Source organism: Commensalibacter melissae (assembly GCF_009734185.1).
GTDB lineage: Bacteria > Pseudomonadota > Alphaproteobacteria > Acetobacterales > Acetobacteraceae > Commensalibacter > Commensalibacter melissae.
The window spans coordinates 1,537,156-1,560,106 of sequence record NZ_CP046393.1; the positions used below are offsets into that span (position 1 = coordinate 1,537,156).

A 22,951-nucleotide genomic window follows, 5' to 3' on the forward strand; every position below is an offset into this window, starting at 1 on the left:
AACCTAACAATCTACTTTATTCAGCACTTTGTTCAAGTTCAACATTTAAGCCAAGGGATTTTAATTCCTTCACTAGCACATTAAAGCTTTCAGGTATACCAGCCTCAAAATCGTCCTGATCTTTAACGATCGCTTCATAAACCTTAGTACGGCCTGAAACGTCATCTGATTTAACAGTAAGCATTTCCTGCAAGGTATAGGCAGCCCCATAAGCCTCCAAGGCCCATACTTCCATTTCCCCGAAACGCTGGCCACCAAATTGGGCTTTACCACCCAATGGTTGTTGCGTCACCAATGAGTAAGGACCAATAGAACGCGCATGGATTTTGTCATCAACCAGGTGATGCAACTTAAGCATGTAAATATAACCAACCGTCACTTGGCGCTCAAAAGGATCTCCCGTACGTCCATCAATCAATGTACTTTGCGCCGAAGGATTAAGCCCCGCCTCTTTCAACATGTTTTCGATATCAGGAATGCTTGCTCCATCAAACACCGGAGTCATAATCGAGACACCCTTACGAAGATCATTACAGAAATTAAGCAATTCAGCCTCTGAAAGATTGGCTATTTTTTCCTTAAACGTTTTTTCGCCATAAATCAATCTAAGGCGATCCAAAAGTTCCTGTTTCTTTTCACCAGTCTTCATATACTGATCAACAACTTGGCTGACTTGCCTACCCAGATTTGCACAGGCCCATCCCAAGTGGGTTTCAAGGATCTGACCGACATTCATACGGGAAGGCACACCCAACGGATTCAACACGATATCAACAGAGGTTCCATCCTCAAGAAATGGCATGTCCTCAACTGGCACAACACGGGAAACAACACCCTTATTTCCGTGACGACCGGCCATTTTATCCCCAGGCTGTAATTTTCTTTTAACAGCAATGAAAACCTTAACCATTTTCATAACACCAGGAGGAAGCTCGTCACCACGCTGGATCTTATCAACCTTGTTGTTGAAACGCGCCTGAATATTGGAAACCTCACGATCAAAGTCACGTTTAATCTGTTCAATATTAGCCATTACATCATCATCGGCAACAATGATATGACGCCATGTTCCACGGGGATGTTCGGCCAACACATCTTCCGTTAAATCCGTTCCTGATCTAATTCCCTTGAATCCTGCCCCAGCTTTCTGATTGAGAAGATTCTCTTTCAACCTGTTATAAAACGCACGTTCTTGAATGGCCAACTCATCATCACGATCCTTGCTTAACCGTTCAATTTCAGCACGTTCAATTGCCATTGCACGCTCATCTTTATCAATACCACGACGAGAGAAAACACGAACATCGACAACAGTCCCACTTGTTCCAGGCGGTAATTTCAATGATGTATCACGAACATCAGAAGCCTTTTCACCAAAAATAGAACGTAAAAGCTTTTCTTCAGGCGTCATCGGGCTTTCACCCTTGGGGGTGATTTTACCCACCAAGATATCACCAGGATTTACTTCAGCACCAATATATACGATACCAGCTTCATCCAGATTACGCAGCGCTTCCTCCCCGACATTGGGGATATCCCGAGTTATTTCCTCTTGGCCCAATTTTGTGTCGCGTGCCATCACCTCAAATTCTTCAATATGAATAGAAGTAAACACATCATCCCGCGCAATACGTTCTGAAATCAGTATTGAATCTTCGAAATTGTAACCGTTCCACGGCATGAAGGCAACAAGAACGTTACGGCCAAGTGCCAATTCACCAAGCTCTGTTGAAGGGCCATCAGCGATAATATCGCCAGCCTTAATATAATCGCCAACATAAACCAATGGACGCTGATTGATACAAGTTGACTGATTAGAACGCGTGTATTTCCGTAAACGGTAAATATCAACACCTTGCGTTGCACCATTTTCATCCGTTGCACGGACAACAATACGAGCTCCATCAATCTGATCAACAATACCACCGCGACGAGCCACAATCGTTGCTCCTGAATCTCTTGCAACTGCGACTTCCATTCCTGTTCCAACTAATGGCGCATCTGACCGAATTAATGGAACAGCTTGACGCTGCATGTTTGATCCCATCAAGGCACGGTTTGCATCATCGTTTTCAAGGAACGGAATCAAGGCAGCAGCAACAGAAACCAATTGCTTTGGCGAAACATCACAAGCAGTAACCTCTTCTGGTTTTACCAGTTGAAAATCGCCATTTTGTCTTACAGAAATAAGATCTCCTGTCAAATGTCCATGACTATCCTGTTTGGCATCTGCCTGTGCGACGATAAGCTTTTCCTCTTCCATGGCGGTAAGATATTTCCACCCATCTTGCAATTGACCATCCTTGACCAAACGATAAGGTGTTTCAATAAACCCGTATTTGTTTACTTTTGCATACGTTGCTAAAGAATTGATCAAACCAATATTTGGACCTTCGGGCGTTTCAATCGGACAAATACGTCCATAATGTGTCGGATGAACGTCCCGAACTTCAAATCCGGCACGTTCACGGGTCAGCCCGCCCGGTCCCAAAGCGGATAAACGACGTTTATGTGTAACTTCTGACAATGGGTTCGTTTGATCCATAAATTGCGATAACTGTGATGAACCAAAAAATTCACGAACGGCGGCAACAGCTGGTTTTGCATTAATAAGGTCATGCGGCATGACTGTATCAATATCAACAGAACTCATTCTTTCACGAATGGCACGTTCCATTCTTAACAAACCAAGACGATATTGATTTTCCATCAATTCACCCACAGAACGTACACGACGATTTCCAAGATTATCGATATCATCGACACTTCCTTGTCCATCTTTTAATTCGCACATGATTTTAATCGTCCGCAAAATATCAATTTTACGAAGTGTACGAATAGTGTCATCCCCTTCCACACCAAGACGCATATTCATTTTTACACGTCCAACAGCAGAAAGATCATAACGATCAGCATCAAAGAATAACCCGTGGAACAACGCCTCTGCCGTTTCAGCCGTTGGAGGTTCACCAGGGCGCATGACACGATAAATATCAACCAGCGCATCATCTCTGGACGTATTTTTATCAACAATCAATGTATTTCTGATCCAGGGACCGACATTATTGTCAATCGCCAGCGTTGGTATTTCTTTTAAACCAAGCTCTTCCAGCGCATCCAGTATAGCTTCGGTAATCTCTACACCAGCCTCGGCATAAATTTCACCGGTTTCTTCATTGACCAGATCATGAGCAAAATAACGTCCAAGCAAATCTTCCCGTTTAACAAGCACGTTTTTCGTTTTTTCAGCAATCTTGCGAATAAGCCTTGCAGTCAACTTGACATTTGCTTCAGCTACAATCTCACCAGTATCCGCATCAACCAAAGGAGACAGTAATTTTAAATTGCGAAAAGCATCTTGCTCAAAGGTGCGAGACCAACCATCAGCAACTTTTTTGAAAACTACTGTATTATAAAAATATGAAAGAATTTCATCATCATCCATTCCATGAACAAGAATGGAATCCACATCCCCACCCTCTTTAATTTTCGCCTCTCGCAAAGCGATCGAATTTTCACCCTCAAGAGCATACAAAAAGGTTGTGACAGGAATTTTTCTCTTTCGATCTATTCGGACGTAAATTAAATCTTTACTATCAAATTCAAAATCTAGCCATGAACCACGATAGGGAATTATTCTTGCCGTAAACAAAAATTTGCCTGATGAATGGGTTTTCCCGCCATCATGATCAAAAAACACCCCTGGACTGCGATGCATTTGAGATACGATAACACGTTCAGTACCGTTAATAATAAAGGTGCCATTTTCTGTCATCAAAGGCATATCACCCATATAGACAGGTTGTTCCTTAATATCACGAATAGAACGAGACCCCGTATCTTCGTCAATATCCCAAACGATCAAACGAAGAACAACCTTTAATGGTGCCGCATAAGTCAATCCCCGCTGAAGACATTCCTCAACATCATATTTAGGTTCTTCAAATTCATAATTTACAAATTCAAGACGACCATTACCTGCAAAATCGCTGATTGGAAAAATAGATCGAAAAACCTCTTCCAAACCAGTTAATGAACGGTTTTCCGGCTTTACATCTCGCTGTAAAAAAGCCTCATAACTTGCCCGTTGCACATCAATTAAATTTGGCATCGGAGCAATTTCAGGAATCCGCCCAAAATTTTTACGAATGCGCTTGCGCCCAGTGAACGATTTGCTTACCGCGTTCATCGTGTATTGTGCCCTATCGCCTGCTTCCGGATAAATTTGTCACACAAACCATCTGGATAATTATAAACTCATGATCCCAATAAGGGATCACACTCTCACTAATCCCTAATATATAAAGGGAATACTATTTTACAATCGTTAAATATTTTTCCTTTTAACGACCAAGCAGGCGGAAACCCCTACTCACGAGTTCCGCCTTACCTTATTTTAAAGTCTAACAGCAGAAAGAAAATTTTCTACCGTTTGCTTCATAGCCTTATTTAATTTCGACTGAAGCGCCTTGTTCTTCAAGGGTCTTTTTAATTTTTTCAGCTTCATCCTTACTTACGCCTTCTTTAAGCGTTTTAGGAGCCCCCTCAACCAAATCTTTAGCTTCTTTCAAACCAAGACCTGTGATGGTGCGCACTTCTTTAATAACATTGATCTTCTTATCACCAGATTTAGTAAGAATTACATCGAATTCAGTTTTTTCTTCAGCTGGAGCAGCACCACCAGCAGCTGGAGCAGCAGCAACAGCAACAGGAGCAGCAGCAGAAACACCCCATTTTTCTTCCAACATTTTAGAAAGCTCAGCAGCTTCTAATACGGTTAAAGCAGATAATTCATCAACAAGTTTAGCTAGATCAGCCATTTACATTCTTCCTATTCATATACTAATAAGTGATTTGAGATAAGTCCACTGATTATTCAGTAACTTTTTAAAGACTTAAATTTTATTAAGCCGCTTGCACATCACCTTTGTCCGCATAAGCACCAAAAACCCGTGCCAATTGACCAGCAGGAGCTTGTAATACACCAGCAATACGTGTGGCAGGTGTAGAAATAAGCCCAACCAGTTGTGCACGAAGCGCATCCAAGGATGGAAGCTCTGCAAGGGCCTTGACCTGATTCAAATCAAGTAATTGGCCACTTAACGCTCCACCAAGCACAACAAGTTTTTCATTGGTTTTGGCGAACTCGACGGCTACTTTCGCAACAGCAACTGGATCCTCTGCCCAAGCAAGAGCTGTAGGCCCAGTTAGCATTGGCGTAATGCCTTCGAATGGGGTACCTTTTGCGGCGAGGGTGACCAAGCGGTTTTTCCCAACTTTATAAGTTGCCCCAGCAGCACGCATACGACGACGCAAATCCGTAACATCAGCAACCGTTAATCCCGCATTGCGCGTAACAACGACCATTGAAGTGTTTGCGAAAACAGATGCCATGGAAGCAACAAAAGCTTGTTTTTCCGTGCGGTCCAAATCCCGTCTCCATTTTGATCAGTTAAATTTATAACTGTTCAGGTTACCATTTAGATCAATAAAATGAATTTTATTGATCCGGTTCGCCTGTCCTTAACGGAATCACTAGCATATAAATAATTTTTCAATCTATAATACCAGCCCCGTCTTCCATGCGCGGTTCTAAACCTTTAAAATCTTAAATTACGTACGGTCTTGGACAGGTTTGAGACATTTTAAAATGTCTCGACAATACTATCCCCTTATCAAAAAGGGATAATAAAACTTTTTTTATTAACCAGCGTTAACGCTAGCAATATCCACTTCAATGCCAGGACCCATTGTTGAAGAAAGATAAATCTTTTTCATATAGGTACCTTTAACCCCTGTTGGGCGTGCTTTTTGCACAGTATCAACAAAAGCTCGGATATTTTCAAGAAGATTTTCAGCACTAAATGATGCCTTACCCACACCAGCATGAATGACACCGCCCTTTTCGGCACGGTATTCAACCTGACCTGATTTTGCAGCTGTTACAGCAGACTTAACATCCATTGTAACCGTTCCCAATTTGGGATTAGGCATCAAACCACGTGGACCAAGAATTTTGCCAAGACGCCCAACCAGCGCCATCATGTCAGGGGTTGCGATACAACGGTCAAAATCAACCTGACCCGCCTGCACTTTTTCCGCAAGATCTTCATCACCAACAATATCTGCGCCAGCCGCTTTAGCCTCTTCGGCTCTTTCACCCCGTGCAAAAACAGCAACACGCAAAGTTTTTCCTGTTCCATGTGGCAGTGACATTAAGCCTCGAACCATCTGATCTGCATAACGAGGATCAACACCTAGATTAATGGCAATTTCAACTGTTTCGTCAAATTTAGCCTTCGCATTATCACGAATCAATGCAACAGCATCTTTCAATGCGTAAAGCTTATTTCTTTCAATTGAAGCATAAGCTGCAGCAATACGTTTATTCTTTGCCATCTCTTAAGCCTCCTCAACCTTCAAGCCCATGGAACGTGCAGATCCTATCAACATACGAACGGCACCATCAACGTCATTTGCATTCATATCTTTCATCTTTTGCTCAGCGATTTCACGCAATTGGCTGATTTTTACTGTACCAACAGTTGCACCCTTACCAATAACGGAGGCACCTTTGGAAATTTTTGCAGCTTTCAACAAAAAATAAGTATTAGGGGGTGTTTTAGTAATGAAGCTAAATGTACGATCTGCATAAGCTGTGATCACGACAGGAATAGGCATTCCTGGTTCCAGGCTTTGTGTTGCAGCATTAAACTCTTTACAAAATTGCATAATATTTAAGCCGCGCTGACCTAGGGCAGGCCCAACAGGTGGGGATGGATTCGCCTTTCCAGCTGGAATTTGCAATTTAATGTAGCCAACAATCTTTTTGGCCATATCCGGGTCTCCTTAACATTAATCTACCCAGACCGCGGTTCACACGAAAACCCAAAGAAAAATTATCTTTTCCTTGTTGCTAAAGTAATCTCCCGCGTTCTGATAAGAAGCTTTACCTTTTAATTTTTTTTAAAAAATTGTCAAGAAAATTATTAAATTTATAAACTATCAAATCCTAATTTTAACTACTTTACTAAAGTACCGATTTATTATTTAAATATCAATTCTGCTAATTTCTTAAATTAAAATAAGATTTTACGCTTTTAACAATTCTTTGAGCAGCCCCTTTTCTAAAAGGCATCAGCTGCTCTGCTACTTTTTTTCTTATTTCTCGATGTTTATTATCATAATCATTTTGATCTAATTTTTCAAGAAGTATTTGTATTTCTTGAATATTTTCAACGATATAAGTAGCTTTTTCCACTAATTTTCCAATTTCATTAAAAGGACTATGACTTGGGTTTCTTAAGAAAATCAAAGGTTTTTCCCAAAACATCAAATATTCTGCTAAAAAGCTAATTCCATCTGTTAACATAATATCCGAAGCTGCCATCAACGGCCCATAATCTCCCCCTTCGACAATAGTAGTATGAGGAAGACTATTCCATTCTTTAAGAAATTCATCTAATGCTTGCCGCGTCACAAGATCATGTTTTACTATATTACTAAATAAAGCGGGATGAGGCTTTAACACAATTTCTATGTCATCTTTTGACTTTGCTAAAGCAAGCATATCCATATATACTTCTTTAAAAAGACCAAATGATAACCAACCAGACCCCGTGAAACTGTGGTGTGGTGCCCAAATAATACGCTTTTTACGCTTAGTGTAAACATTAATAATAGGCCATTTTGGTTTATTACTACTATCAAGTAATTTTTCCAATTTTGGATGTCCTGTAACGATAAAATTATCACCACCTCGTATATTTTTTTTGGACATCATACGCTTAGTAATTTCTGATTCACAAAAAATCTGCGCACAATTATGATGAAAATGTGAATCCGCTTGAAAATCTCTTTCATTCGGATTAGCCGTAAAATTATCAACTAAATTAAATCCGTAATAAGGTACATAAAATATATTTGTAAAACTTAAGGAAGCAGTAGAATAAATCTCCGGTATATCAGTTTCCCACGGGGACTGACGAAAAATTGCATTCGGATTGATATATTTCAAAATTTGCAAATTCTCATACGCATTAGGACGCGAAAAACGAAGATGAGGAATTTTCCTTATTTCAAAAAAGTTATGATTTTCTTCTTCATGACCAAATTGTGTTTCACCAGGAAAACGACGAGGTATCGTAACAATCATAACTTTTATTTGATCATCTTTACACATCCTTTCATAAACACTTGCCAAACTATCCCAAGTCGCAATATTATGAACTAAAAAAACAACCTTAATTTTACGATTGGTTCTTTCCAAACGGGCAACTTGTCTTGATAAAGAAAATATATTATTATCAAGATCTGTAGATTTTAGATTTATTTTTTGTTCTATTTTTCTTAATGCAGAATGTAAACCAATTGTTTCTGTAATATTTTTTTCTAGTAATAAATGATGGACTTCGCGTGTCGGCTTATCACAATAACTGCCTAAAAAAATTAGTTTTCCTTCTAAATTGATTTTAATATGAAATTTTGTTGTTACCTGACCATTCAAATTTAAAAAAACTAAATTATTTTCTCTTATCTCCCACCGACTTTCATTAATACAATTAATACCTTTTATTGTATGATCATTTTGTAATATAACGTTATTTGCAATAATAACCCCATCAACTCTACAAAAGTAAAATATTTTTTTCTCAAAATTCATTATGTACCTTTAATTAAAAAATTGTAATAATATTTAAAAAATTGTAATAAACATTATATAAATATGAAAATTATTAATAACAATTAATTTTTTGTTTTATTTTAAATTCAAATGTTCATATTGAAAAACACCGAATGATGTTAAATTTTTTTCGGGAAGCCACTTCATATCCCATCCTCCTCCCAATGCAATAATTAGTTTTACAGATGCCTGCATCAATTTTATCTTGCTTCGGACTTCAGCCAATTGGGCGGCTAATGCGGCATTCTGGGCTGTAACAACGTCTAGATAAGTGGTTAATCCTCCTGTATATAATGACATTGCCATTCCCTGTGTCCGTAAGGCCGCTTCAGAGGCCTCCTTATTTTGTTCTAATTCCAGCCGCATCTTTTGCGTTAAGGTAAGATTATCCTCAACCTCGCGAAACGCATCCAAAACAGTGGAGCGATATTGATCCCGTGTTTGTCGGTAGACTGACCAGCCCTTTTGTAAACTTGCCCGACGTAATCCCCCCTGAAACAAGGGTAAAGCCCCCTGAATTGCCGCAGACCACATGCTGTTGGCCATATTTGCCAAGCCAAATCCCTTGTCCTGAAAACCACTTGCCGCGTTAATCGTGATATCAGGATAAAATGCAGCTTTTGATATGCCTATATGGCGATTGGCAGCGGCCATCTGTCGCTCAGCACTGGCTATATCAGGTCGACGTTGTAATAGAGATGATGGAAATTCCACCGGTATATTCGGTATATAATCATTTAGATTTGTTTTTACCGATTTTATATGAAAATCTGCGGGGAATTGATTAACCAAAACAGCGATCGCATGTTCGGTCAAATCCCGTCTGGCCTGTATCTCTGTTTGTTGTGCCTTTGTAATTGCCAATTGATTTTCGGCACGTGAAACGTCTATCCCAGCCGAAATGGCACCTGCCTGACGCATACGCGTGATATCAACCGCAGCTTCATAATATTGTATGGATTGGCTTAAAACCTCATTCTGAGCATCATACCCACGTAAAAGCATATAACTGCCTGCCAGATCCCCTTCCAGAGATAGTTTTGCAGATTCATAATCAGCAGCTTTCGCTTGAACCAGGTTTCTTTGCATCCTTATTTCATTTCTAATTTTACCCCATAAGTCTGCTTCCCATAAAACAGAAGCCTGATATTGAATATTTGTTTCTTCAATTGGAGCATGACTGGTTTTACTTCGGAATAACCGGTGATGGGATTGTTTATATCTTCCACCACCAGCTTCAAGATTTAATTGTGGGTACAAATTCGATCTAACCTCTCCAAGAACAGCGCGACTTTGCATATAGGTTTCTGCTGCCGCTTGCAAATCAGGATTATTTTTTTCCAGATCGCTTTCCAGTTGATTTAACACAGGATCATGGAATATCTCCCACCATGCACCTTTAGGAATCTGATCCTCAGGTTGAGCAATATGAAAAGGGGCTGTTCCATGCCAATTTTCAGGCAGAACATAATGAACAGGTTTGTAATGCGGGGCTAAATCACATCCATTCAGAAAAACAAGACATGCCATTAACAAATAACCATATGGTATATTGGCTTTATCTGCCTTCTTATTCCACATTGGATTCAGCCGCATTTTTCTTGAACGAATCATTATCATATTTTTTTGTTACAGATTCGCTATTTTGAAAATTATCGTTATATCCTGGTGTGCTATCTACAATTTTAACCTGTTGCCCATTTAATAACCCAGCTGATGGATTATTCACAATCCAATCCGTTTTTTTTATCCCTGCCAATACCTGAATTGATTTACCAAGATTATTTCCTAATTTTACCTTCTGCATCCGAACCCGATGATCATTCCCGACAACGGCAACTTGCATACCCTCACTACGAAAAATTAAAGCCTGTTCTGGAATGATCAAAATATCTGGATCTGCTGGGGTTATAAAATGAACCTGTACAAAAGTTCCGGGCCATAATATATGAGAGGCGTTTTCAACGGTCAATTCAGTTGTCACTGTACGGCTGGCCATATTAAACGCCCTTGCAGATGTCAAAAAATCCGCCTGAAAGGTTTTTCCTGGATATTGAATTGTTGTCAATTCAGCCTTTAACCCTTTTTTCAGGATTGATGCATAATCCTGCGGCACATCTACAAAAATACGGAGTTTATGAATATCAGAAACCGTAAACAACTCGGTAGCCTTACCTTGACGGCTTAAATCTCCATTATTATTCACAAAATCCCCTACATCCGTTAATCGCGATGTAACAACGCCACTAAAGGGAGACTTGATTTTTTTGAATGCCTGTAAAGCCTCATACCGGGCCACTTCATGGCCCGCTGCATCCACTTCAGCCTTTTGAACTTTAGCATTGGCGACCTGAACATCAACCTCCTGCTGAGATACCGCTCTGGTTCCTGACAAGGCCTGCCAACGTTTTGCCGTAACTGCCGCCAATTGGTAGCGTGTCTGGGCAACTTTCAAATTTGCTTTTGCAGCCTCATACTGCGCGTCCAGACCAGGAGTATCAATTGTTGCCAGTAATTCACCCGCTTTTACAGTCGCACCATAATCCTTATACCAATGTTGGACATATCCTGATACCTGTGCATAGATTGGCGCCTGATACCATGCCGATACATCTCCAGGCAAAGTAAGACTTCTTATCGCTGGACCTTTTTGTGGCTGGATACATTGAACAATGGGAAATGAATCTTTCCTGGCCTGTTCTGTCAGTTTGACAACATCGTGCTGTCGCTCAACAATTCCAAAAATTGCGTAAATACAAGCGCAAATTCCAATCATTAAAAAAATAGCCTTGGTTTTTTTTGAAAAGTTGGACATCCACTATTCCTTTATCCGGCCATGACGGTTATAAACCAATGCAAACACACATGGAACAAACAACAAGGTTGCAAATGTAGCCAGAGTTAGCCCCCCCATAACGGCTTTACCTAAAGGGGCATTTTGTGTGTTACTGAATGACATCGGTATCATGCCAATTATCATTGCCGAAGCCGTCATTAAAACAGGCCTGATACGACCATATCCGGCCTCAACTGCGGCTTTTACCGCATCTCCATGCTCAGCAAGCCGTTCCCGAGCGAAAGAAACAACAAGAATGGAATTAGCAGTGGCCGTTCCCATGCACATAATTGCCCCTGTCAACGCGGGAACAGACAATGCATTATGACTGATAAACAAACTCCAAGAAATCCCTGCCAGGGCACCCGGCAATGCAGTGATGATAATAAATGGATCTAGCCAGGATTGAAAATTGACAACGATAATCAGATAGACAAACAATATAGATAATGCCAATCCTCCCAGTAATTGCATATAAGCATTATACATTGTTGTAGCCTGCCCCCGAATGGCTATTGTAGAGCCACGGGGTATTGTCGCCTTTTCCCTTTTGATAACTTTTTTGATATCCCTGCTGACAGCCCCCAGATCTCGCCCTTCATTACTAGCATAAATCTCAAATACGGGCATGATATTGTAATGGGATATTTCACCACCTGATCCTGTATGATCAATACGGCTCAAGGATCCCAAAATCTGCGACTTGATTTTCTTTTCCCCTCTTTCGGAACCATTGACAGGAATGGTTTCCAGATCATTCATATTCTGTAAATCAGATTGTGGGGTTTGAATATTCACCAAATGAGACACCCCTGTCTTGATATCCAGCCAATAAGTGGGTGCGACCTGTCCGCTTCCCGATAAGGTTGCAAGAGCATTATTTGCAATATCCGCCTCAGTTAATCCTGTACTAAGAGCAAAATCACGACGGGTATTAATCATCAGGGTTGGTGTAGAAACCGTTTGTTGAACCCTTACATCCGCAATACCAGGAATACGCTTTAATTTTGCGGCAATATGTTTTGCATACTCATAGTTACCTGCCAAGTTTCGACCTATGATCTGCACATTGATCGGGGCAGGTAAACCAAAATTTAAAATTTTGGCGGTGATATCACCCGGCGTGAAGGCAAAGTCTGTTCCTGGAAATTTTTTTCTTAATCCATGTCTGAGAATCTGGCGATATGCTGCAACAGGAGATTCAGAATTCCTTAATGAGATTGTCATGTCACAATCCTGTGACCCTATTGTCGGAGTTGCAACATAAGCCTGGTTGATACTGCTAAAGGGCAAACCACAATTATTGACAATTTCATAAACTTGCCCAGGTAACAAATCACTGATTTCTGAATTGACTAGATAAGAAATTTTACCTGTTTCCTCAATTCTTGAACCCAGAGGAGCACGCATGTGTAAATCTAGTTCACCAGATTTAATTTCTGGAAAGAAATCCTGTCCGACAAAAAATAATAAACCTACAGACAAAAAAGAAAAACTTAAAAAAATTAGGATAAATTTTTTCTTAACAAAAAGAATTTTATGCAAAAAAATCCGATAGTATCTTCTAAATTTCTCAAATCCCTGATCAAAATCATGCTGGAATCGTGCGAAAAAAGTTTCTTTTTTTTTATTGACGCCATGATTTTCCACTTGTCCACGCAACAGATAATAAGCCATGGTGGGAACAAAAGTTCTGGATAAAATAAAGGATGCTATCATTGCAAAAATGATCGCTTCAGCCATAGGCATGAATAACCATCCTCCCACCCCGGTCAGTTGGAACAACGGAAACCAGACGACACAAATACAGAGCGTTGAAACAAAAGTTGGAATCACAATTTGATTGGCCGCATCCACAATTGCATCATACAAGGGTTTACCCATTTCAAGATGCGTGTCAATATTCTCAATCATGACGGTGGCATCATCCACCAAAATCCCGACAGCCAGAGCCAGACCTCCCAATGTCATGACATTGATTGTCTGATGCATTGCCTCTAGACCAATCAGGGCGGATAAAATCGCCAAGGGGATGGAGGTTGCTATAATCAGGGTTGATCGCCATGAACCCAGAAATAGAATTACCACAATACTGGTCAGAAATGCAGCCGTGACCATTTCCCTTACAACATCATGAACGGAATCCTTAACAAAAACTGAGGCATCTGATAGAATGCTAACATCAACCCCTGGTGGCAGTGTCTTTTGCACTTGTGGCAATAACCTTTTGATACCAGCCACTACCTGAAGGGTGGAAATATCCCCTGTTTTCATAACGACCATCAAAATTGCCTTGTGCCCCTTCACCAAGACAAGATTGGTTTGCGGCGGGCCACCTCGATGTACCCAGGCAACGTCCCTTAAAAAAACCGTTGCATTGCCGACTTTTTTAATTGGAATATTGTTAAATTCGTCAACAGCTCTGGGACTGGCATTGGTTTGAACCATAAAATCAATGGAACCGACTTTCTGGTCTCCAGCTGGCAAGACAATATTTTGCTTGCCAAGGGCATTACCTACATCCGTTGCCGTTAACCCGTAAGCCAGTAAGCGAGCTTGATTCAAATCAACTTGAACATAATTGGAAACACCTCCATAAGGTGAGGGTAATGCCGCCCCCGCAACAGAAATCAAGGCCGGTCGTATCAGATTAGATGCCATATCATAAAGCTGGGACCCGGTAATAGTTTTGGATGAGACCTTTAACATCATGACAGGGATGGATGAAGCACTGTATTTAATGACCAGGGGGGGCGTCGTACCTTTGGGCATCTGTTTTAAAACAGTTTGGGAAACCGAGGTAATTTGTGTCTGGGCCTCTGCAATATCAGTACCGGGTTGAAAAAAAATCTTCACAATTCCACGCCCATAGTAAGAATTGCTTTCAATATGCTCAATATTATCAACCGTGGATGTCAAGGCCCGTTCATAATAGTAAACAATCCGCCCCGACATATCCTCTGGCATCAAACCTGTATAATTCCAGACAACAGCTACCACTGGAATTTTAATATCAGGAAATATATCCGTTGGTGTCCGGAATATAGCCAACACCCCAAAAACAAGAATTAAAATAGCCAGAACAACAAATGTATATGGACGCTTTAATGCCGTAATTACAATTGCATTCACCTTATTAAGATCCCATCCGTCTTTCTTTAATTAACCATATGATTTGCTCGTTCCTTGATAAAATGCTATTAAACTATCTTAAAACATACCCATCTCTCGTTAAAATAATCTTATCCATTCTGGTTATTCAGTTTCCTTTTCCCCAATTTTTTCCAGCGATTGAATAAGTTTTTGGGTTTTACGACGGGCATCAGTGACGGAAGTGGCCGTATTTTCTATATAACGGGTCAATTTTTCAAAAATCATGTCAATTTTTATCATTTCTTGTCTGGTCTTGCCCAATAAACTTGAAACAAATTCCGTTTTCTCACTCAATGCCAATGAAACATAACCGAGATGAATAGTCCGTAATAAAGGCGGCATTAAGGCGGGGGACATAATTAAAATATGATAAACTCTGCCGATTTCGTCGATAAGACCGGGAATTCGAGCGATTTCCGTATAAAGTCCATCAGTTGGAACATATAAAACAGCGAATTCAACCGTTTTTGGCGGTACAATATATTTTGAAGCGATCTTTTTCGCCTCCTGCTTGACACAACTTTCCAGAGCTTTACGGGCAGCCTGTTCCGCGCCACTATTTCCTTCTTCAATAGCTTGTATTAATCGTTCATAAGCTTCCGTTGGGAATTTAGAATCAATGGCCATTAAAGGTTTATGGGAACCTTGTGCAGGCATATGAACGGCGAATTCGACAATTTCCATGCTGTTATCCTTTAAACGCACATTCCGTTCATAAGTTCCAGTTGGTAAAATATCATCTAATATTGATTGTAGCTGCGCCTCACCCCAGCCGCCACGCGTCTTAACATTTGTAAACAATCGCTTTAAATCGCTCATCTGCGCTGTTACAGAGTTAACCTCACCCATCAATTTTTGAATCTCGGAAAACTGTTCAACCACACGCTGAAAAGATGACTGCATTTGAGTTTCAACAGCCTTGTTCAGTCTTTCCGTTACAGATTGGCGCAACTCTGTTAAATTCTGTGAACTTTGCTCTGTTAAAAGCTGCATCGCCCTTGCCTGATCCAACCGTAACGTGGATTGTTCCTTCATCAAACTTTCGTTCATGACATGCAATCGCTCAGCCAGTTGGTTTTGACCATTCTGTAAACGGTCGAACAATTCCTTCTCAATTTTATCAAGATGCTGCTGCTGACGGTCTTGATTCTGTATTCGTGCGGAAGATTCCTTCTCGATTAAAAATGTTATTCTTTTTAAAATATCCTCCTGCCGATCATTTTTTTTTATTGATTGTTTCAATATAAAAACAGCAGCCAAACCAAAGCCAATCAATACAATAATGAAAATAAAAAAATATTCCGTATAATTACTTATCATTGATCTATCGTCTCAACTTCAATTGTCTATACAATTATTAAAATAGATTTCGTAAAAAGCCCGGAGTTAGCAACATTGAAGGATATACCTCCATATGAGGGTCTTTGAATTTTCCGTTAATGACAAAGGGAACGGCAATAAACCCACCCCCTTTTTCTGGAACAAATAATTTTCCCACCCCCGGGACATGACTAAATAGTTTATTCACCGCATAAATCGGCACTATTGTTCCCTGCAAATCCAAAACCGCTTTATCAAGATTGATATCGCCCTTCAAAGTCGCTCCAAGTTCATCATTGAAAACACGACCATTTTTTATTTTCAGAATCCCCTTATTCAAAAAGATATTTCCTTTGAGAGCATCAATATTCAACGCATCCGCCTTTTGCCTTTTGAACCAACCATAAACAGAAAGATTACTGATCCGTTTTAAGGCGGTGGGAACATGATCAACAACAAAAGGCTCGATTTGTATCTTGCCGGTAAACGGGGCCTCAGGATCATTGTCATCAAAATTACCACTCAGAACACAATGCCCTCCTGAAATTCTATTTGATATTCCAACAATATCCAATAAATTGCCAAGATTCTGAGCATCCAGATAAAATTGTCGATTTGAATCCTTGGGAAATAATGACGCAGTTACCAAAGTTGGTTGGCGCATTCCATAAGAAAGACGCATCAACCGTAATCCATTATATTCAATATAGGCTGTCACTTCGCCCAGATTCTTATTCTTATCATAAAAGATTTTCTTGGCCTGAAGGTTAAAGATCCAACGTCTTCCCTTAAGTCCTTTGTACTTTCCTGTAGCTGCAACAGGAATATTATAATTCTGTGATTTCTTGGAAACAGCATGTTTTTTCCTGGATGATCCAAGATAATCCTGAATAAATGGGGAAAGATCCAATGTATCTGCCTTGACAGAAATACGTACATCACCTTTTAAAGGGTTATGAAACGCTTCATCCGTCATTGGAAAATTAATGGTCGCTTTTCCTTCTGACCGTCCAGTTTTAAAATATTGAATATTTAATTGGGTTGGAATTCTATTTTCGATATTCATATTGGCATGCACCAACAAGTCACTTCCCTGAGCATGCAAGTCTTGAATACCGACCAGTTTGTTGTCATTCAATATTATCGTTCCCGAAGCCTTCGCGGGTTTTGCAATTAGCTTGTGCCAAATTGGGAGTTTCAATTCAGTTCTTGATAGATCCAAATTTAAATTGATTATCGCTTTTTTATCGTAAAATTTTGAATAGTTTAAATCTAGATAGGCTTGGCCCCCTATATCCTTAGCCATATCAAAACCTGTTTGTTTCAAGGTCTCTGACGTAATGGTCAAGCCAACTTTTGCTTTTTCAACAAGCGACCCAAGATATTGATGCGTAAAATTTTGTCTATACTCAATACGTGCAGGAAAATAAGATAAAAGACCATACCCATGTAAATCAAGTTGACGGGCATTCACGTCCACCACTAAATTCCCCTGTCTCAAATCCTGTCCTAACGCAATATCTTTTAGATAGACATTTTTAATCTCATTATGTCCCTGAATATCAATCTGTTCGATTTTCACCTTTTTCTTAAGGGGGATTTCCAAATGTAAATGCGTAGACAAATCCCCGGAAGGATTTTTAAAAGGGACAGGATGACGAGATAGCAAATGCAATCGTTGTTCAGATAATAAAGTTAATAAATCTTGCAACTTACCTTTTATCAAAAGCGTTATAATACCCAAATCCCGATGATTGCTTAATCCTGTAATCCACATATTTCCAGAAGGTATATTCAACTTGCGTAATTTCGAGGTGGTTCCATTTCCTGACCTGACAATTTGATAACCTCCTCGATATTTAATCAATATCCGATCAGGATCTACAAATAACATTTGTGCATTCATTTTCTGTAAAGGTGGGATGGGCCTTAACCAGTGAACCTCCAAATCTGTTGCCTGAGCAATTCCACCCTCCAAGTGAACCAGTCTCAAATGATGCCATCCCTCATGCCCCATAAGCCTTGCATGAATTGAAAAATCTCGCGCTTGCCCTCTTGTAATATTGCCCGTAACCCATTTATTGGCTCCTTTGGCTATGTGACGAGGCCAATATTCTTTTAATGTTGAAAAATCTAGCAACGGACTACCCGCGGAAAAATCTGCATCAACCACTTTTGGATTTAACAGTGAGGATAATTTCAACCAACCCTTGAAATGAAAAAAAGGCCCGCTTTTCGCATTTTCCAAATTTGACGGAGATCTCAATTGCAGACAAATGTCGGAAAAATCAATCTTTGCAGGATATTTGGCATCTTCACCAAAAAAAGCGCTTATACGAGCATTGAAAGAAGATGGGAAATATTCCATATTTCCAACCCTTACATTCCCCTGAGCTGAATTTATTTTAATATCTGCCATATAAGGTTGCATGAAAGCTTTATTCTGGATAGAAAAACCTATATTCGCCTCAGCTGAAATAGGCATATTAACAGATTGCAAATAACGCAATTCCGGTATCATTTCTGCAATATTAGCGGGATTGACCTGATAGATCTCCATATGCCATTGGAGCTTTCCCGTTTTTTGCAAATTAACAATATCTGATGAAGTTATGGACTGAACAGAGCTTTGACCTTTAATTTGAACCTTATGACCATTAATATCAAAATTGAAATAGACTTTTCCAATAATGGTCAATGTTTTGTCAGCATAAAAAGGATGCACATCAACATCAATCTGTCTTGATTGAATCAAATTATGATCAATGTCATCTTTAAAAGATAAAACGGTTTTCTCAATTTTGACATGATACAAACGATGAAAGTCGATATCCAGCCTGGATTGTCTCGACAAACCCAATCCTGACAAATCCAGATTAACATGATTGTCTTTATATCTTCTTAAATGTAATTGTGCACCTGACAACTTGATATACAAAGGAACAATTTTTTTATGTCGTAATGATGATGTATCCAACGTTAATTTTGCAAAGTCCAAATGATCCCTTACCTGATTATAGACATCCAGTAACTTTAATCCTTCCAGTTCGAAAGTGACTGGTGTATTAAAGCCTTTCTTTAGAACAGGCCATTTCATAACCAACTTGTCAAACGTCAGTCTTCCAGCAGGTTTATCCTTCTCCATACCTTCTATAACCGTTAAAGGAAGCCAATATCGGGCGATAAAGGTAAGGTTGGTAGGTGCGCTTAATATGAATAATATAAAAGCTGACACCATCACGACCAGCAATACAATTACCGAACAGCCTGCCAGTAAAAATTTACGCAACCAGTTTCGTCTGTGTTTTATTTTTGAATCTTTATGAAATTCTTGCTCTTTCTTTATGGGCATTTTCATCTTAATATTTGTAAACTGAAAAAAACCAAATAACAGAAATCATGTATCATGTCTCACAAAAACCTGTCTTCTATCCCTTGGTTTGATCAGAATTGGCCAAAAGCGGCGGATCAACGTTCAGCAGACCTTTTTTCAAATGCAGTTAAAGAAGCATGGGTTAAAAATAACAAGGATCCAGTATTAATTCAGCAACCCGGTATTGTCCGCCTTATCCATGCCATTGGTGGGAACAGCCCCTTTCTTGCTGATTTGATTATAAAAAACATTCATTTCTTTGAATACCTTATATTAAATGGACCTGATAAGGCCTGCAATAAAGCCTTTACTTGCCTACAAAATTCATCAATACAAGAATCCAGATCCAGTATCGCCAAAATATTACGGATTACCAAACAAAAAATTGCCATTGCCTGTGCAATTGCAGATGTTGGAAATGTATGGACTTTAAAAAAAATAACCCACACGCTCAGTTATCTTGCAGAAATCACCCTTCATTTTGCAATCAATTATCTTTTATTACAAGCACATCAAAATAAAAAAATTACACTTTCCCACCCAGAAAATCCTCAGGAAAACTCAGGATTTATTATTTTGGGAATGGGCAAACTTGGTGGTAGGGAACTTAATTACTCTTCTGATATTGATCTTATTATTCTTTATGATCCAGACAAATATCCGAATCATCCCGATCTTGCTACACTTTTTATCCGGATCACACGACAACTCGTATCCCTCATGGAGGATCGAGATGAAAATGGTTATGTTTTTCGTGTTGATCTGAGATTACGGCCTGATCCCTCTTCTTCCCCACTCGCCGTTTCGTTACCCGCCGCCATTTCATATTATGAAAGCTTGGGACAAACCTGGGAACGAAGTGCCATGAGTAAGGCACGACCTGTCGCGGGAGATCTTGCAGGAGGATATTCTTTCCTGGAGGCTGTTCAACCCTTTATATGGCGCAGGCATCTGGATTTTGCTGTTGTCGAGGACATTTATGCCATGAAAAACAGGATTGATTGTCATAAAAATTCAGGCAAACCCAACCCGCCAATACTCTTTGAAAAAAAAATTGGACAAGATGCCCTGCACTGGTTAATCGGTCAAAATGTGAAGTTAGGCTATGGTGGTATTCGTGAAATCGAATTTTTACCCCAAACCTTGCAATTGATCTGGGGAGGACGTTTTCCAAAACTGCGTACACCCCAAACAATCAAAGCCATACAGCAATTGACCAGAAAAGAGTTAATTTCCGATGAATCCGCAACAATCCTAATTAAAACCTACTATTTCCTTCGTAAAATAGAACACCGCCTGCAAATGCAATCCGATTATCAGACCCATTCCCTTCCCAATACACAACAGGCTTTTGATGCATTTTGCATTTTCATGGGATATGAATCAACAGACAAATTTGTTGAAGATTTATTCCCGCTTATGCAAAAGGTCCGACATATATTCGAGGGATTTTTTACGTCTCCGGATAATGAAGAAAATTTTATTCTTGATTTACCTAAAAATGAATTAATCAATTATCTGAATGAAAAAGGTTTCCCCGATGAAGCCGCATCTATTTTACAATCATGGAGCAATAGCGGCCCCCGTACTTTAAGAACCGCACGGGCCAGAATGATTCTAAAAAATATTTTACCTAATATTTTACAGGCTTTTGCAGAACAGAAAAACCCTCTTTTGATCCTACAGCGTTTTGACAGTTTGCTGGCACGACATCATGCGGGGATACAGCTTTTGTCCCTTTTCGAACGTAATCCCATTTTAATCGAAAAATTGGCGTCAATATTGGGTTCCTCACAATTCATGGCTGATTATATTACCAATAATCCTGCAGCACTTGATGCGTTAATTCATGTCGATATATTAAAAACAAAAACAAATCTGCTGCAAAAAACGATCCATGAGCATCTAAACAGCACCCAGTCTCTGGAAGAAATTCTGCCCATTCTTCATAACATTATTCAAAGCGAGGAATTCAGGCTTTCCGTTTCCTATATGGAAAACCGCCTTTCTCTAAATAAAAGTCAAATCCAGCGTACACGAATGGCAGATATCATTTTAAACGAACTTCTGGCAAGAGTAATCAAAGATCATGAACAAAAATATGGGATTATTCCGGATGGAGGCATATGCATCATTATCTTGGGGAAAGCCGGATCATGGGAAATGACGGTGGGTTCCGATCTTGATATGATGCTGGTCTATGACCATCCACCTGAAATTGCTGCCAGTGTCGCAGAAACAGGATTGGCCAATAAAGCATTCCGTTCGTTAGCCATCAATCCTTATTATATACGATTAACACAAAGTTTTATCACTGCCTTGACCAATACAAGCTATACAGGTCCATTATATGAAATTGACATGCGTTTACGTCCATCTGGCAGCAAAGGGCCCGTTGCCGTATCCCTGAACTCATTCCAGCGATATCATGAAAAAGAAGCCTGGACATGGGAACGGATGGCTTTAACGCGGGCTAGGGTTATAGGTGGACCTAAAATCTTGCAGGACCGGATCAATAATGCCATTAACAAGGCCTTGGATTTTTCCCCCTCTGGCGTGACCAATAAAATCATTTTACAAGACGCCGTTCACATGCGCAAAAGGCTGGAAAATGATATGCCCCCCACCACACAATGGGATGTCAAATATCTTAAAGGTGGACTTATAGAAGTGGAATTTATTGCTCAAACTCTGCAATTAATCTCGCATAATAATAAAGCAAGACATCCTTGCACAAGAATAGCGTTCAGAAAATTGGCTCAAAATGGCTATCTTTCTATTGAAGAGGCAAGATATTTGATTCAAGCTGATTATTTCTGGCGAAATTTGCAAAGTCTTTTAAGATTATTCTTCGGTAAATATCCTCCCGAACATTTGGAAATGGATGCAACTCCAATCATTATTGAAATCATGACCGAAAAACTTCTGGGAAAGATTTTTCACACAAAAGATTCATTTTCTCTGATTATGGAGAAAATACATCAAACCAGTGAACAGGTTCGTGATCTCTTTATAAAACTTCTTGGCCCTGTCACCTAATAACTATATTATTAACTTGAAAAAAACATTCAATTTTCATTATATCCATCTAGAAAAGTAAGTTATATGACCCAACTAAACGAAGGTTCCCTGGCACCCAATTTTGATCTTCCCACCCAACTTGAAAGTTCAATTTCCCTGACTGCATTAAAAGGAAAAAAATTTGTTCTTTATTTTTATCCAAAAGCCAATACATCTGGATGCACGAAAGAGGCCTGTGCTTTTGAAGAAAACCTGACCGCATTCAAAAAGCTCGATATCCCTGTTATTGGTGTATCCCGTGATCCAGTTAAAAAACTGAAGGATTTTGCCCAAAAACACAACCTCACCTTTCCATTGGCATCCGACGAAAAAGGTGAAATGACAGAAGCCTATGGCGTTTGGGTAGAAAAATCAATGTATGGCCGAAAATACATGGGGATTGAACGATCGACCTTTTTAATAGATGAAAAGGGTAGAATCCTTAAAATCTGGCATAAAGTCAAAGTTACCAACCATGTAAACGAAATTTTGAAAACTCTCAATGCATCTGATCGATAATCTTCTG

General features: G+C 39.6%; 13 protein-coding genes. 2 read left to right on the forward strand and 11 right to left on the reverse strand.

Annotated features, from left to right (window positions below; translation table 11 throughout):
• Positions 1 to 16: 16 nt before the first annotated feature.
• The 11 genes from rpoB to GN303_RS06890 form a co-directional block, all read right to left on the reverse strand.
• Complete coding sequence (gene rpoB, locus GN303_RS06840) at positions 17 to 4,189, reverse strand: DNA-directed RNA polymerase subunit beta (protein WP_110438411.1); 4,173 nt, start codon at positions 4,187 to 4,189, stop codon at positions 17 to 19.
• Positions 4,190 to 4,445: 256 nt separating this feature from the next.
• Positions 4,446 to 4,820 (reverse strand): 50S ribosomal protein L7/L12, encoded by a 375-nt coding sequence (rplL, locus tag GN303_RS06845; RefSeq protein WP_110438412.1) that lies wholly within the window; start codon positions 4,818 to 4,820, stop codon positions 4,446 to 4,448.
• Between the two features lie 85 nt (positions 4,821 to 4,905).
• On the reverse strand, positions 4,906 to 5,430 hold the full coding sequence (rplJ, locus tag GN303_RS06850) for a 50S ribosomal protein L10 (RefSeq protein ID WP_110438413.1): 525 nt from the start codon (positions 5,428 to 5,430) through the stop codon (positions 4,906 to 4,908).
• A 273-nt stretch (positions 5,431 to 5,703) separates the two neighbouring features.
• Positions 5,704 to 6,399 (reverse strand): 50S ribosomal protein L1, encoded by a 696-nt coding sequence (gene rplA / locus GN303_RS06855; protein ID WP_110438414.1) that lies wholly within the window; start codon positions 6,397 to 6,399, stop codon positions 5,704 to 5,706.
• Between the two features lie 3 nt (positions 6,400 to 6,402).
• Complete coding sequence (rplK, locus tag GN303_RS06860; RefSeq protein ID WP_110438415.1) at positions 6,403 to 6,837, reverse strand: 50S ribosomal protein L11; 435 nt, start codon at positions 6,835 to 6,837, stop codon at positions 6,403 to 6,405.
• 229 nt (positions 6,838 to 7,066) lie between these two features.
• Positions 7,067 to 8,662, reverse strand: a complete 1,596-nt coding sequence (locus tag GN303_RS06865) for a CDP-glycerol glycerophosphotransferase family protein (protein ID WP_110438416.1) — start codon at positions 8,660 to 8,662, stop codon at positions 7,067 to 7,069.
• Positions 8,663 to 8,758: 96 nt separating this feature from the next.
• Positions 8,759 to 10,297, reverse strand: coding sequence for an efflux transporter outer membrane subunit (locus tag GN303_RS06870; protein ID WP_231504013.1), 1,539 nt, complete (start codon positions 10,295 to 10,297; stop codon positions 8,759 to 8,761).
• Positions 10,254 to 11,498, reverse strand: coding sequence for an efflux RND transporter periplasmic adaptor subunit (locus GN303_RS06875; protein WP_110438418.1), 1,245 nt, complete (start codon positions 11,496 to 11,498; stop codon positions 10,254 to 10,256). Before GN303_RS06875 ends, GN303_RS06870 begins: the two co-directional genes overlap by 44 nt.
• Positions 11,499 to 11,501: 3 nt before the next feature.
• On the reverse strand, positions 11,502 to 14,651 hold the full coding sequence (locus GN303_RS06880; RefSeq protein WP_110438419.1) for an efflux RND transporter permease subunit: 3,150 nt from the start codon (positions 14,649 to 14,651) through the stop codon (positions 11,502 to 11,504).
• A 123-nt stretch (positions 14,652 to 14,774) separates the two neighbouring features.
• Positions 14,775 to 15,992: a DNA recombination protein RmuC gene (locus GN303_RS06885; RefSeq protein WP_110438420.1), complete on the reverse strand. Its 1,218-nt coding sequence runs from the start codon at positions 15,990 to 15,992 to the stop codon at positions 14,775 to 14,777.
• Between the two features lie 37 nt (positions 15,993 to 16,029).
• Entirely contained in the window at positions 16,030 to 19,344 is a 3,315-nt protein-coding gene (locus tag GN303_RS06890) for an AsmA-like C-terminal region-containing protein (protein WP_158523858.1), read from the reverse strand.
• Between the two features lie 54 nt (positions 19,345 to 19,398).
• Here GN303_RS06890 and GN303_RS06895 point away from each other — a divergent pair, with 54 nt between their 5' ends.
• Positions 19,399 to 22,404, forward strand: a complete 3,006-nt coding sequence (locus GN303_RS06895) for a bifunctional [glutamine synthetase] adenylyltransferase/[glutamine synthetase]-adenylyl-L-tyrosine phosphorylase (RefSeq protein WP_110438422.1) — start codon at positions 19,399 to 19,401, stop codon at positions 22,402 to 22,404.
• 66 nt (positions 22,405 to 22,470) lie between these two features.
• Complete coding sequence (gene bcp, locus GN303_RS06900; protein ID WP_110438423.1) at positions 22,471 to 22,944, forward strand: thioredoxin-dependent thiol peroxidase; 474 nt, start codon at positions 22,471 to 22,473, stop codon at positions 22,942 to 22,944.
• The last annotated feature ends 7 nt before the right edge of the window (positions 22,945 to 22,951 follow it).